General features: G+C 36.9%; 13 protein-coding genes. 5 read left to right on the top strand and 8 right to left on the bottom strand.

Annotation, left to right across the window (positions count from 1 at the left end):
* Window positions 1-89: 89 nt before the first annotated feature.
* Window positions 90-1,868 (top strand): DUF885 domain-containing protein, encoded by a 1,779-nt coding sequence (locus EDD61_RS03830; protein ID WP_132224085.1) that lies wholly within the window; start codon window positions 90-92, stop codon window positions 1,866-1,868.
* A gap of 327 nt (window positions 1,869-2,195) precedes the next feature.
* Here EDD61_RS03830 and EDD61_RS03825 read toward each other — a convergent pair whose 3' ends face one another.
* The 4 genes from EDD61_RS03825 to EDD61_RS03810 all read right to left on the bottom strand — a co-directional run bounded on the left by EDD61_RS03825 (window position 2,196) and on the right by EDD61_RS03810 (window position 6,092).
* Entirely contained in the window at window positions 2,196-3,836 is a 1,641-nt protein-coding gene (locus EDD61_RS03825; protein ID WP_117547844.1) for a putative manganese-dependent inorganic diphosphatase, read from the bottom strand.
* 167 nt (window positions 3,837-4,003) lie between these two features.
* Window positions 4,004-4,474, bottom strand: a complete 471-nt coding sequence (locus EDD61_RS03820) for a hypothetical protein (RefSeq protein ID WP_132224083.1) — start codon at window positions 4,472-4,474, stop codon at window positions 4,004-4,006.
* A 20-nt stretch (window positions 4,475-4,494) separates the two neighbouring features.
* A complete protein-coding gene (locus tag EDD61_RS03815; protein WP_117547843.1) occupies window positions 4,495-5,349 on the bottom strand; it encodes a glutamyl-tRNA reductase in 855 nt (284 codons plus the stop codon).
* A 47-nt stretch (window positions 5,350-5,396) separates the two neighbouring features.
* Window positions 5,397-6,092 carry an MIP family channel protein gene (locus EDD61_RS03810; RefSeq protein ID WP_008978004.1) on the bottom strand — a complete coding sequence of 232 codons (696 nt, stop codon included), beginning with the start codon at window positions 6,090-6,092 and terminating at the stop codon, window positions 5,397-5,399.
* A 259-nt stretch (window positions 6,093-6,351) separates the two neighbouring features.
* Between EDD61_RS03810 and EDD61_RS03805 the strand changes: the two genes are divergently transcribed.
* The 3 genes from EDD61_RS03805 to EDD61_RS03795 are packed head-to-tail and all read left to right on the top strand — an operon-like array spanning window position 6,352 to window position 8,800.
* Window positions 6,352-7,473, top strand: a complete 1,122-nt coding sequence (locus tag EDD61_RS03805) for a ligand-gated ion channel (protein WP_008978003.1) — start codon at window positions 6,352-6,354, stop codon at window positions 7,471-7,473.
* An 18-nt stretch (window positions 7,474-7,491) separates the two neighbouring features.
* A complete protein-coding gene (locus EDD61_RS03800; RefSeq protein WP_243642685.1) occupies window positions 7,492-8,214 on the top strand; it encodes a potassium channel family protein in 723 nt (240 codons plus the stop codon).
* Window positions 8,207-8,800 carry a hypothetical protein gene (locus EDD61_RS03795; protein WP_132224079.1) on the top strand — a complete coding sequence of 198 codons (594 nt, stop codon included), beginning with the start codon at window positions 8,207-8,209 and terminating at the stop codon, window positions 8,798-8,800. Before EDD61_RS03800 ends, EDD61_RS03795 begins: the two co-directional genes overlap by 8 nt.
* Before the next feature lie 69 nt (window positions 8,801-8,869).
* On the opposite strand, the gene EDD61_RS03790 is transcribed toward EDD61_RS03795, so the two are convergent.
* Window positions 8,870-9,409, bottom strand: coding sequence for a nitroreductase family protein (locus EDD61_RS03790; RefSeq protein ID WP_017144737.1), 540 nt, complete (start codon window positions 9,407-9,409; stop codon window positions 8,870-8,872).
* 162 nt (window positions 9,410-9,571) lie between these two features.
* Here EDD61_RS03790 and EDD61_RS03785 point away from each other — a divergent pair, with 162 nt between their 5' ends.
* A complete protein-coding gene (locus tag EDD61_RS03785; protein ID WP_008690297.1) occupies window positions 9,572-9,817 on the top strand; it encodes a helix-turn-helix domain-containing protein in 246 nt (81 codons plus the stop codon).
* A gap of 313 nt (window positions 9,818-10,130) precedes the next feature.
* Here EDD61_RS03785 and purH read toward each other — a convergent pair whose 3' ends face one another.
* Genes purH through purM form a run of 3 tightly spaced genes read right to left on the bottom strand, consistent with a single transcriptional unit; the run spans window position 10,131 to window position 13,291 of the window.
* Complete coding sequence (gene purH, locus EDD61_RS03780; protein ID WP_132224077.1) at window positions 10,131-11,663, bottom strand: bifunctional phosphoribosylaminoimidazolecarboxamide formyltransferase/IMP cyclohydrolase; 1,533 nt, start codon at window positions 11,661-11,663, stop codon at window positions 10,131-10,133.
* Window positions 11,664-11,681: 18 nt separating this feature from the next.
* Complete coding sequence (gene purN, locus EDD61_RS03775; protein ID WP_132224075.1) at window positions 11,682-12,266, bottom strand: phosphoribosylglycinamide formyltransferase; 585 nt, start codon at window positions 12,264-12,266, stop codon at window positions 11,682-11,684.
* Window positions 12,260-13,291: a phosphoribosylformylglycinamidine cyclo-ligase gene (gene purM, locus EDD61_RS03770; protein WP_132224073.1), complete on the bottom strand. Its 1,032-nt coding sequence runs from the start codon at window positions 13,289-13,291 to the stop codon at window positions 12,260-12,262. Before purM ends, purN begins: the two co-directional genes overlap by 7 nt.
* Window positions 13,292-13,325: the final 34 nt, after the last annotated feature.

Genomic DNA, 13,325 nt, shown 5'->3' with positions numbered 1-13,325 from the left:
ACACCAATGCGTCAATACATCTTTCTTCATAAGTTGTCCATTCGATAAAAAAAGGGTATACTAATACTAACACAAGGAGGAAATGTTACATGAAGATCATAAAACGTCTTTCGTTATTAGCCTTATCCGGCATCATGGCACTATCGTTAGGTGCCTGTTCTTCAAAAGATCCCCAGGAAGAACAAAAGAAATTCGACCATTTTATTGAAAAACAGTTCATACAGCAGATGGAAAGCGACTATACGACCATGCATGTATATCTGAAACAACCACAAAAACACGGTGTCGACCCAACGAATGTAAAAGTAAATTTAGGAGAACGTCCAACGATCGAAAACCAGCATAAAGCTGCTGAAAAAGCGAAGAAGGTCTGGGATGAATTTAAGGAATTTAAGCGTGATATCTTAAGCGATGAGCAGAAACAGACATACGATTGTTTCGAATATCAAGGAAATATTGAACTACAGCTGATGGATAAAAAGTTTGACTATTATCAACAGATGTTTGCCAGCATCTCGGGGATACATTATCAGATGCCAACCTTATTCTCTGACTGGGATTTACGTAATGAACAGGATGTTAAGGATTTAATCTTATTAGTAAAAGATGTAAAGCCTTATGTTGATTGCGTTATCCAATATACAAAGGAACAGGCAGATAAAGGACTGCTTATGACAAATTTGGATGATGTAAAGAAATATTGTGATGGCATTTTAAAAAAAGGTGAAAACAGTGCCATATTAACATCCATGTATCAAAACATCGATACTCTCAAGCTGAGTAAAACAAAAGCCGAATCCTACAAGAAACAATTGAAACAGGCTTTTACTACTTCCTTTCTGCCAGCCTATCAAGATATTAGTGATTTGATGAAAGACTTGAAAAAAAGTGGCAAAAACAATGACATAGGACTTGCTAAATTTGAAAATGGAAAAGCATATTATGCTTTATTATTACAGAAAAGCATTGGCAGCAATAAGAGTGTGGATGATATCAAGAAAATGATGAACACCAGCTTTAACACGCATTTACAAAATTTGCAAGGCATCGTAATAAACAATTTAGATATCGTTAAAAAAATTACAGAGAACAAACTGCCTGTCACTTCATTTAAGAGTTATGATGAGATATTATCTTATATTAAAACGCAAATACCAAATGATTTCCCGAGCGTTAAAGAATTAAAATATAATATTAAGGCAATAAATGACGAAATTGCCTCTAGCAGCGGTGTGGCAGCTTATTTTAACATTCCTCCACTTGATGGTGATGGTACAAAACAATTGCGCGTAAATCCAAAGACAGGGGCCATTAATAAGATTCAGACATATTCCACGGTTGCTCATGAAGGATTTCCTGGACATATGTTCCAATATAGTTTCATGTATGAGAATCAGCAAAACCTTTTCCGGAATGCCTGCATAGATTCCAGTGCTTATGTTGAAGGTTATGCTGTTTATGCTCAGTATTATGCTTATAATTATTTAAAGGATATAGATCAGAATCTCTTACTTGCTTTAAAAGAAAATGAGCTTGCCAGTTACAATATGATCATACTGGCAGATATCGGCATCCATTATGAAGGCTGGTCGTTAAAGGATTTCAAAGATCATTTCAATGCTATCGGCTTTCAATTAAGTGATCATGACGCTATGGTACAATATAGTCAATTACAAGCAAATCCTTGTGCCTTTGAACCATATTATGTTGGTTATGAAGAAATCGCTTCTTTAAAAGAAAAGGCGGTCAAGAAACTTGGCGATGCATTTGACGATAAAGCTTTCCATACGGCATTGTTAAAGAGTGGTGTTGCCCCTTTCAATGTTGTTGAAGAAAACATTAATGCCTATATTGAAAAAGGTAAATAAGAATAAAGTTCTATTGGTTACAAGCTTTTAAATAACACTTCTTTAGAAGCAAGGTTACTTGTGCATTGCGCAAGCACACTCTTTAAGAAAACAGTATACGCTTTTCCACATGATTATCGCTTTTGTGGATAAAGAAGTTCAGCTTTTTGAAAGATATATATAAAGAGTATCTAAAAAAACATGGTAAACTGAAGTCCACCGCAAAAACATGTGGTGCTTCAGTTTTTTTCTATACATTTACCGATATAAAAAAACGGTTTATGTAACACATGCATACGATATCATAATGGATAACGCCGCATTGTGTTTCTTTAACCGTTTTTTATTTTATCCTAAGGCATTTAACATTGCTCTGGATAGGGTTGGTACGATCTGGTTTTTACGTGATAATACATCTTCATGGAAACTGTGTTCCTCTTCTTTCTCATTTGGAAAGGCATCAAAGATGGCCTGTGCCTTATCACCGGATGAATAAAAGATAGAACCATTTTCAAGTATGCTGGTAAAGACAATCACACATAAATCTAAACCTTTATTTCTGGTGAATTCATCCAATTCTTTTTGTAATTCACCCTCTATTTCTTTCACTTCACCAACACTGGAAACAATCACCTGTCCAATCATTACCACATTATCATCTATTTCAAAACGTTTGATATCTTGATTGATCAGATCATGTACACTCTTTTGACTGATGTTGGAGCTTACCTTAAACATTTCCTTCGCAAATACATCGATATCCAATCCTGCTTTATCTGCCAATGTCTTGGCAATACCGATATCTTTGGCAGTGGTTGTGGGAGAGCGGAATTTCAATGTGTCTGATAAGATTGCCCCTAACAAGAGTCCTGCTAAGTCTTTCGCAATATCCATCTGATTTTCCATATAAATTGAAGTGATGATGGATGCCGTACTTCCGATGATTTCATTACGGAAGGAAATGGGGCGAGATGTGATGATATCACACACGCGATGATGATCGACAACTTCCAATAGATCGGCCGCCTCTATTCCTTTGACAGATTGCGAATACTCATTATGATCCACCAGAATCACTTTTTTATTGTGATGGTCCAAGATATGGAAACGTGATATATAGCCCTTTAAATGATTATCATTATCGACAACCGGGTAACTGCGATATCGTGTTTTTAACATTTTTTTACCGACATCTTCTACAAATTCATCCATATTAAAGCTGACAACATCACGCTTCATTAACAGTTTAACAGATGGTGAGAAATATAAATAACGAGAAGTATTCATTGTACCATGACCACTGATGATAATAGGACAATGATGTAGTTTCGCCAATTCCAAAACTTCATCATCAATAGAATCACTCCAAACAACGATTAAGATACCTGCCCCTTTGGTAATGGCCGTCTTTTGAGCTTTTGCATCATTTCCTAGCACAACCAGTCGATCTTGAACATCATAATTAGCCAGACGTGTTTCCGTCATGGCTATGATGCTGACTTTTCCATTAAAATGAAGTTTAGGATCATCATATATCATTCTGCCATTGATCGTACGACAAATATTTTCAATTGGCGTTTCTCTTAATAAAGCAATACCGACAGCTGTATCTCCCAAACCGACCGTTGCCAGATCACTCTTTGTTACCATGCCCAATAACTGACCTTTTTGATTCACTACACCATAAGACTGCTTGTTTTGTTCATTCATCATCTGCAGTGTTTCATAAATCGTCGTTGTAGGTGAAATCGTAAGTGGCTCATCCATTTCAATTTCATCAAGAGTAGCTCTTGCGTCTTCAAACAGCATTGGTTCTTCAAAACCAAAGCGGTCTAATAAATACTTTGTTTCTGCATTCAGTTCTCCTAAGCGGCATGGAATCGCACGAATTCCTTTGCGCTGTTTAAATAAGGCATAAGCAATAGCCGATATAATAGAATCAGAATCAGGATGTCTGTGTCCTGTAATATAAACGATGTCCTTTTTCATACATAACTCCTTTATTGTTATTACGTTTACTATTATACCCGACATCTAATAAATTGCAATTTATAGCCCTCTGAATTTTACGGTAAAGAAAAAGGTGTTGTATACCATTCACGTTTTTATCTTTACCAGATAACAACATGCATCGTATGCTAACACCTTATCTAACATCAATGATTTATAAACTTTTGAAATTCATCGATAAGCTTATTTTTCTCTTTATTCAACGTATCCTTCCATGAAGAAATCATATTACTACTTTCCTTAATGATTGCATCCTTTTTATCATCTGCCGCTTTATATACATCACTTGCATATGTATGTATATCTTTCCCTAGTTTAGCTAACTTTTGACTTGATTCAGTAGCACCGGCTTTGGCAGCTGCCTCTAAATATGTTCCTGCCTTAATCAGATTCTTCACAACCTCATCATCTTTTACTTTATTCATATTTTCATGTATGTACGTTGTTGCTTTCTTTATATCTTCTTTACTATATTCTTGCACATCTTGAAGCGTTTTTTTCGCTTCTTCTTCTAATTTTGTAACTTCGGCATCGATGTCTGCCTGTTTGTTATTGCTGCATCCCATAAGGCATATGGTAACAGCTAAAGCAGATGCCACTATGTGTTTCCCTTTCATAAAATAACTCTCTTTCTTATTTATGCTATGTCCTTCTTATGTAGGATTTTCTTCCTAAAAAACGCCGTTATCATCATTAGACATGCCAACAATAAGGTGATGGCACCCAGTATTAATGTATAACGTTCTAATTGAGCAATGTTGTCCTGCAAAGCAGCCGCCACTTTTGTATTCGCAAAGACATGTGCTAACAGTTGTGGTATTGTTTGTGATACAACAAACATCAGCAAACAGCCGCTTAACCATACCATGGTTAATCCTCGCAAACCTTTCTTTTGCATGACTAGCAATAACGAACATAATAGCATACCCAATTGGCTGATATAATGACAGATATCTCCCTTTAAAAAATATAAGATTTTAAATGCTGTCAGCTGTACATCACTAAGCTCTTCTTTCATGATATGAAGTGAAACATCATATAAGGCCTGTACGTCCATGGCATCAATTACCGTTGTCATAATGGCGGATACTTCTTTTTCACTTAAAAGCCCTTCGGTAAATAAGCTTAGTTCACTCGCATGTTGATTCGCCTGCTGTTTCAGTGTTTCATTGATCTTCATCGTTGTTTCACTTTGCGTATCTTTGACAATGTCGGCAACAAACGCTTCTGTATATACATTCAAGACAGCTAACACTTCTTCATCATTTACAATATCTTCTAAAATTTTGGTTAACTTTTCCGATTCTTCTTCTGCTTTTGGAAAGTTGATCGAGTTTAACCTTTCTGCTAATTTTTTCTCAATGTGGATCTGATTTAATACGACATGAACCATGGAGTGCTGAATCATTCTGGAACAAAAGGTGTAACCGCCAAATAACGTGATACAGCAAAGCAAAGCAATTCGATAAAACCATGTGATCCCCGACTTCATATGAATTTCTCCTCTTTTTTATTTCAAAAAAGCAATCGGATATATGCTTATTCTGTGTCCGGACTGGCAATAAATTTCCAAACAAGAGCAGCAATAGCTGCACCTACAAGTGGAGCTAAGATAAATAGCCAAACTTGTGATAATGCATCTCCTCCAGCGAACAATGCCGGTCCTAAGCTTCTAGCCGGATTGACACTTGTGCCAGTGAAAGGAATCCCCAAGATATGAATTAATGTCAATGTTAAGCCAATGACCAAACCACTTACTGCACTGTTTTCAATCTTGCTGGTAACACCTAAAATAGCCAGTACAAAGGTAAAGGTTAAGACAACTTCCACAACAAAAGCTTGTCCCATTTCAGTATGCAAAGCACTTAGCGCCCCATAACCATTTGTCCCCAAAGAAGCATTTGATCCAAACATGAAGACCAATAAAGCAGCTCCAACTATTGCACCTAAACATTGTGCAATAACATAACTTACAAAATCCTTTGTATCAAGTTTCTTACTGATCCACATAGCGAAAGACACTGCGGGATTAATATGGCATCCGGATATATTCCCAATAGAGTATGCCATAGCGACGATAGATAAACCAAAAGCAAATGCGATAAGTAATGTGGAGAGTGCCAAAGGCACATTGACACCAGTAGCTTGTACAAGTGTATTCGCGGCCACAGCACTGCCACAGCCAAATACCACAAGCACACAAGTGCCGATAAATTCTGCTAGATATTTTTTCATAACTTCCTCCTTGTATTTATTTCATTGTAGAACATGCCTGACAGCATGTCAAACAAGCCTTGTACTATTAGGTACATGTAGACAAAAAACATAAAAAGAAAAACAACTTAACGATAATTTATAACCAATATCCTATGATAATCACATAATCATTAAATAAATTGAAAAGAAAAATACAACCGCTTTCATTCATGGTGTATAATACACTTGTACTATCACGTGCAAGTTGTAAAGTACAAGTGCAGGGGAGCAAACAAGAATGAAAGAAAGGGAACTTATTATGGAAAACAAGAAAAAGCACTGGTTTCAAAACATGCTGCCATGGCAGAAAAAAAGACTCTACTGGAGCCTGTTTTTATTCCTTTTGATCTCAATTTCTTTCCTGGTATATACGGTTAGCTCATTATATCAGGATAAAGTTTCAGAAGATCAATATTGGAATAAATATTTACAGGTTGATCCAGCAGTTAAGAAAAGAGCTGATCAATACAGCAAAAATGCCACCGAAGTTAAGGTTGGTACCTATGTAGAAAATCTAAAAGAGATTAATTTGAAAGCAAATAATTTTTCATTAGATTATCTGGTTTGGTTTAACTGGGATGGAAAGCCCGATTTGGACATGGCACACAACTTCAGAATTTATAAAGGAAATATTACAAAACTTGAGGTTGTAGATGAATATCATCAAGGCAATCATAATTATCAATTAGTCCGTGTAAGTGTCACTGTATCAAAGACGTTCTGGACACCGCGTTTCCCATTAGAAAGTCATCAATTGCGTATTTATTTAGAATCAAATCATCTCATCAATGATGTCATCTTTGTAAAAGATGATGAAAACAAGACAAATCCAAACATAAGTATTGCCGGTTATAAATTTACGAAAAGTGGAAGTGCCGCCGTATTAAATGAATATATTAACAATCATGGCGATCCACGCTTTCAAGGAAATAAGATCACAAGTGAATATGTAACGCAAATAGAAATAAACCGTTCTGATTTTGGTACATACTTTAAATGCTTTATTGCCTTGTTAGGCACATCCATCTGGGTATTTATTACCTTATATATCAATACGAACCATCGCGTGGACCCTTTGGGTATGATTCCTGCCGCATTATTCGGTACTGTTTCCAATATTATGGTTGGAGCGAATCTGTTACCGGATGCTTTACAAACCGGATTAATGGAATACGTCAATTTCTGGGGTATATTAACTATTCTATCGGTAACCTTTACCGTGATAAATGTGAATCGTATCCGTAATAAATATGAAGACCGCGATTTTGCCAACCATTATGGCTTAACGATGTTTGTCGTAATATTAACTGTAATTCTAATCGGACATATCTTACTGCCATTAAGTGCCTATCGTTTCTGATAAGAGGTGATAAATATTATGAGAGAAGACATCTATCATCTAATTAGGAAAGCCAATAAACACGAAAAATGGAGCAAGCTCTATAACTTCTTTATATGTGGGGTTGCTATTCTTAGCATTGTCCCTTTAATGTTTAAAAAAAGTAATGCTATTTTGGATATGCTAGATTTAGTTACCGTGTACTTGCTGTTCATGGATTATATCTTTCGTTGGATCGTCGCAGACTATATGATGATAAAACCAAAAGGTGTTTGGGCTTTCATCGTTTATCCCTTGACACCTTATGCATTGTTGGATTTATTGTCTATCCTACCTTCTCTTGGATTACTATCTGGAGGATGGCGAATCTTACGAATGTTCCGTATTACTAAACTAGCACATTATTCAGAGAATTTCACTTATATCGTAAATGTATTTGAGAAAGAAAAACAATCACTGTTATCCGTCTTATGCGTAGCTCTTGGTTATATCTTTATTTCCGCATTAGCTATGTTTTGTTATGAGCCTCAAACCTTTGACAGTTTCTTTGATGCTTTATATTGGGCAACCACCGCATTGACAACGGTAGGTTATGGCGATGTTTATCCAACCACGATGATTGGACAGCTCATCAGTATGATTTCTTCCATCTTCGGTGTTGCTGTCATTGCCTTACCGGCTGGTATTGTGACCGGTGGTTTCTTGGAAGAAATTAATAAGCGAAAAGAACAAAAAGAGAAGGAGGAGGAAGCACATGAATAGAAGAAAACGTTATGTAATCGTTATGGCAATTTCCGTAATCTTCAATACGGTCTTCTATCTGATTGCCCATTTCTGTCACCTTCCTGTATGGCTGGATTTACAAGGAACAGCTTTTGCCGCCATCGTTTTGGAACCTGCTGCCGGACTGTTGGTTGGACTTGTTAACAATTTCATTTCTTCCATCTTCTTCTATGATGCCAGTTCGCTGATTTATTTTGCCGTGAGTGCGGGAGTTGCCTTAGTTACTGGTATCATGTTGAAAGTAAACGGAAAAATCAGTATAAAACGTATACTTCCAACTTTTATCACGGTAATTGTAGTCGCATCTTTCATTTCTGCCTTATTAACCATGTGGCAATCCGGTGGGATTCCAGATAGTAAATGGGAATTGCACTTTTATAAGATTGCTATGGCACAAGGAGTACCACAATTCTTTTCCGTCTTCTTTGGAGCTATGGTCTTAAAGTTAGGAGATGCAGCAATATCGCTTGTTTTGATTACCGGCTTATATTGGCTGTTACCAAAATCACTTCGTTATGATACTGAGGCTTTAAAGCAGCAAAATAAAACTAGTTTAATTAAATAAAAAACACAAAAAAACGTATGATCTTAACTAGCCTTGTCAAGGTAGTCAAAGTAATCATACGTTTTTAGTTTAATAAAAGGTAACGAATTCACTTATCTCTTTACGTTTTGGCATTGTTGGTGTCGCATCACCATATCCTACAGCAATTACTGATACAATAATTTCTTCTTCACTGATACTTAACATCTCACGTAGTCTATCAGCATCACGAATTCCCATGACTAAGGTACTTAATCCTAAATCCGTTGCTTTTAATAATAAGTTTTCATTTTGCAAGCCTAAATCATAACAACCCCAGCCATTGCCCAGTTCATTACTTGGTTCACCGTTACGTTCATAACCACTGCGATCTTTTACAAATGTTGTAACAATCAAAACTGGAGCATCTTTCGTATTCTCTGCATTAAATGGGGCAAGCCCTTCCTTTTTCACCTGCTCTAGCTTATCTTTATCCATAACAACATAATAACGTCCTGTCTGTGAATTTTTCCATGTAGGTGCTAAAAGAGCCGCATGAAGTAATTCCTCCACAACTTCTTTCTTTATCGGCTTATCTTGATATTTACGAATACTTCTTCTTTGTTCCAACACTTTCTGCATTTCCATCATTATCACCTCTTACCTTAAGTATATACTTATTTTGCGATATGTAAATTGTATCTTTACATCTATATGGATATAAAAAGTAAACAAAAGTATCATAATAACCCAATATAGTTAACCTTTTGTAGTATATCTAAGTAAAATAAATAGTATAAAGGGGCGATATTTATGACAATAGGAGAAGCAAGCTGTAAACGTATCTTGCAATTATGCAAAACGAACGAAATCACCTTAAATGGTCTTAGCACAACATGTGGTATCACACAATCAACATTAAATAATATTAAGTTTGGAAAAAGTAAAAATCCAACGATATCAACAATTAAAAAAATATGTGATGGCTTATCCATCACGATAATAGAATTTTTTGATGATCCACTTTTTGAAAACTTAGAACCTGAAATCGGTTCATAAACAGACAGCATCCTTTTCGTTGCTGAAGTATTACATAGATGGATAAAGAACATAGCGCTTTTTTCATACTGTAGATTTTTGAGAAATCGTAGTTTATAAGCTATGCAAATGCTTTGCATTGTTAGCGTCATATAAAGATAGTAAGAAGATAACTCGTAGGATAGAAAACTGCTTTTTCAATATTATTTAACCCCTCTTACATGAGCTATATAAAAATAGTAATGAAGCAGAGCTGTTAAAAAAAAGAAGATTGCATATGAGCAACGAAAGTGCTGAATATCCAATCTTCTTTTGTCATTCTTATGTTCCTATCTTAGTGTTTAAAGTGACGCACTCCGGTATACACCATCGCAATGCCATGTTCATTGCACACATCAATGGACAGCTGATCCTTGATAGAACCACCTGGTTGAATAATGGCTGTTACCCCTGCTTTCACTGCTTCTTCTACAGTATCTGGCATAGGGAAGAAAGCATCACTGCTCATAACAGAACCTTTAGCTTTTTCACCAGCTTGCTCAATGGCAATCTTTGCCGCACCGACACGATTCATCTGACCGGCACCAACTCCGATTGTCATGTTATCCTTTACCAATACGATGGCATTGGATTTCACATGTTTTACAACCTTCCATGCGAACAACAATTGTTTCATTTCTTCTTCCGTAGGCTTACGGTTTGTTACACAACGCAGATCCTCTTCTTTCAGCTTATGATCATCAATATCCTGTACCAATAAGCCATCGTTAACATTCGTATATTTATATTTTGTAGTTACTTCTAATGTCGTATCCAATTCCATCAGACGGATATTCTTTTTCTTTGATAAGATTTCAAATGCGGCCGGTTCAAAGTAAGGCGCAATGATGATTTCTAAGAAAATATTTGCCAGTTTTTCCGCAACTGCTGCATTGACCGGCTCATTCATAGCCACGATACCACCGAAGATGGAAATCGGATCTGCTTCATATGCCTTATCCCATGCTTCTTCCAAGGTCGCACCAATACCTACACCACATGGATTCATATGTTTTAATCCAACAACGGCACACTGTCCTTCAAAATCCTTTAAGATTTCAATTGCTGCATTGCCATCCTGAATGTTGTTGTAAGATAATTCCTTACCATGCAGCTGTTTGGCATTTGCTAAGGAGTAAGAAGGTTTCATACCTTTATAGAAGGCAGCACTTTGATGTGGGTTTTCTCCATAACGAAGGTCTTGTACCTTATCGAAGGTAATCGTTAATTTTTCAGGATATTTCTCACCCGTTTTATTTGTTAGATAGTCCGCAATCATCGCATCGTATGCTGCTGTATGACGGAAGACTTTAGCAGCCAAGAATTCTCTTGTCACCGGACAAGTTTCCCCCATTTCGCGCAGTTCCTTCAGCACTGCATCATAATCATTTGGATCCACAATGACCGGAATATAGCGATAGTTCTTAGATGCGCTACGCAGCATGCTAGGTCCGCCGATATCAATATTCTCGATGATTTCTTCATGCGTTACACCTGGTTTTTGTACGGTTTGTTTGAAGGGATACAAGTTTACACAAACCAAATCAATATAATCAATACCTAATTCCTGCAGCTGACGAACATGCTCCGGATTATCACGTACACACAATAACGCTCCATGTACCTTTGGATGTAATGTTTTTACACGACCATCCATGATTTCCGGAAAACCGGTAACCTCTGAGATACCAATAGTATCTAAACCGGCATTATCCAAAGCCTTCTTTGTACCACCGGTAGATATAATTTCATAACCTAATTCTTTTAATCCGGATACGAATTCAATCAGATTTGTTTTATCAGATACACTTACTAATGCTCGTTTCATAATAACACCGCTCTTTCTTTATTTATATTCTTCCATACGTTCACAAACTGTCTTTAAGACACGTGGAAACATATCATATTCCTTCGCATGCACATGCTCTTCTAGGGTTTCCAGATCCCATGCAGGATCAATCATGATCTTTTCCTGATGGATGATTTCCCCTGTATCGACACCTTCATCTACATAATGCACGGTAACCCCTGTATAAGATACCTTTGCTTCAAAAGCATCTTGAATGCTATGCGCACCGGGGAAGGCAGGTAAATATGCCGGATGCAGATTGATGATACGATTTGGATAGTTGCTTAACAACACCTTGCCAATAAAACGCATATATCCTGCTAGAACAATCAATTCAACCTCGTAGTTCTCTAAGGTTTTCATGATTTCTGTTTCATAGCCTTCTTTACCGCCATAGCCCTTAGGATTCACATAGACACATGGAATACCTAAACGCGCTGCACGCTCTTTGGCATATGCTTGTTCCTTATCAATAATCAATACCTTACAAACGGCATTATCAATATGTCCATTGTTTATTTCGTTGACAAGATTCTCAAAGTTAGAACCATTGCCACTGGCAAATATCGCAATGTTTACCATGTTAAATCCACACTTCCACTATCGGTTACTTCACCGATGACATAAGATTCTTCGCCGATTTCCTGTAACAGGCTTTGTACCTTTTCTACATCTGCTTTATCCACAGCCATCATAAAGCCAATACCCATGTTGAAGACATTGCACATTTCCTTCATAGGAATATCCCCTGTCTTCGCGATGAAATCAAAGATTGGTTTATGTGGATATGTTGTTAAATCGATAGAAACACCCTGTCCATCCTTTAACATTCTAGGTACGTTTTCATAGAAACCGCCACCGGTAATATGACTCATGCCTTTGATATCCACCTTACCTAGCAAGTGTTTAATAGCTTTGACATAAATCTTGGTAGGGGTTAATAAAACATCACCTAGTTTTTCATTACCTAATTCTTCATAACGCTTATGTAAATCTAATTTCGCATCCTTTAATAAAACCTTGCGAATCAAAGAGAACCCATTTGAATGTACACCGGAGCTTGGTAAGCCAATCAACACATTGCCTTTTTCAATCTTCTGGCCATCTAACAGATTACATTTATCTACAGCACCCACACAGAAACCGGCAATATCGTAATGCTGTACATCATACATATCCGGCATTTCTGCTGTTTCGCCGCCAATCAAAGCACATTCTGCCTGCACACAGCCATCCGCAACACCTTTTACCAATTGCTCGATCTTCGTTGGCTCATTCTTGCCCACTGCCAAATAATCTAAGAAGAAGATTGGCGCAGCTCCTTGTACCAAAACATCATTTACACACATTGCGACTGCATCAATACCAACGCTATCATGCTTATCCATAGCAAAAGCAATCATCAGTTTGGTACCAACACCATCTGTACCGGAAACCAAAACCGGCTCTTTCATATTTAACATGGATAAATCAAACATACCACCAAATGCACCGATAGAATCAATCGCACCCTTTACCTTTGTACGTGCCACATGACTTTTAATCAATCTTACGGATTCATAGCCAGCTTCCAGATTGACACCGGCTTCTCTATACTTATCACTCATATTCTCTTTACCTTTCTGTATATCCTATACATGA

The organism is Longicatena caecimuris (assembly GCF_004341945.1).
GTDB lineage: Bacteria > Bacillota_I > Bacilli_A > Erysipelotrichales > Erysipelotrichaceae > Longicatena > Longicatena caecimuris.
This window is presented reverse-complemented; position numbering and strand designations above follow the sequence as displayed.

Coding starts and splice junctions, on each gene's coding strand:
- EDD61_RS03830 (WP_132224085.1), top strand. CDS start 90: ATGAAGATCATAAAACGTCTTTCGTTATTAGCCTTATCCGGCATCATG.
- EDD61_RS03825 (WP_117547844.1), bottom strand. CDS start 3,836: ATGAAAAAGGACATCGTTTATATTACAGGACACAGACATCCTGATTCT.
- EDD61_RS03820 (WP_132224083.1), bottom strand. CDS start 4,474: ATGAAAGGGAAACACATAGTGGCATCTGCTTTAGCTGTTACCATATGC.
- EDD61_RS03815 (WP_117547843.1), bottom strand. CDS start 5,349: ATGAAGTCGGGGATCACATGGTTTTATCGAATTGCTTTGCTTTGCTGT.
- EDD61_RS03810 (WP_008978004.1), bottom strand. CDS start 6,092: ATGAAAAAATATCTAGCAGAATTTATCGGCACTTGTGTGCTTGTGGTA.
- EDD61_RS03805 (WP_008978003.1), top strand. CDS start 6,352: ATGAAAGAAAGGGAACTTATTATGGAAAACAAGAAAAAGCACTGGTTT.
- EDD61_RS03800 (WP_243642685.1), top strand. CDS start 7,492: ATGAGAGAAGACATCTATCATCTAATTAGGAAAGCCAATAAACACGAA.
- EDD61_RS03795 (WP_132224079.1), top strand. CDS start 8,207: ATGAATAGAAGAAAACGTTATGTAATCGTTATGGCAATTTCCGTAATC.
- EDD61_RS03790 (WP_017144737.1), bottom strand. CDS start 9,409: ATGATGGAAATGCAGAAAGTGTTGGAACAAAGAAGAAGTATTCGTAAA.
- EDD61_RS03785 (WP_008690297.1), top strand. CDS start 9,572: ATGACAATAGGAGAAGCAAGCTGTAAACGTATCTTGCAATTATGCAAA.
- purH (WP_132224077.1), bottom strand. CDS start 11,663: ATGAAACGAGCATTAGTAAGTGTATCTGATAAAACAAATCTGATTGAA.
- purN (WP_132224075.1), bottom strand. CDS start 12,266: ATGGTAAACATTGCGATATTTGCCAGTGGCAATGGTTCTAACTTTGAG.
- purM (WP_132224073.1), bottom strand. CDS start 13,291: ATGAGTGATAAGTATAGAGAAGCCGGTGTCAATCTGGAAGCTGGCTAT.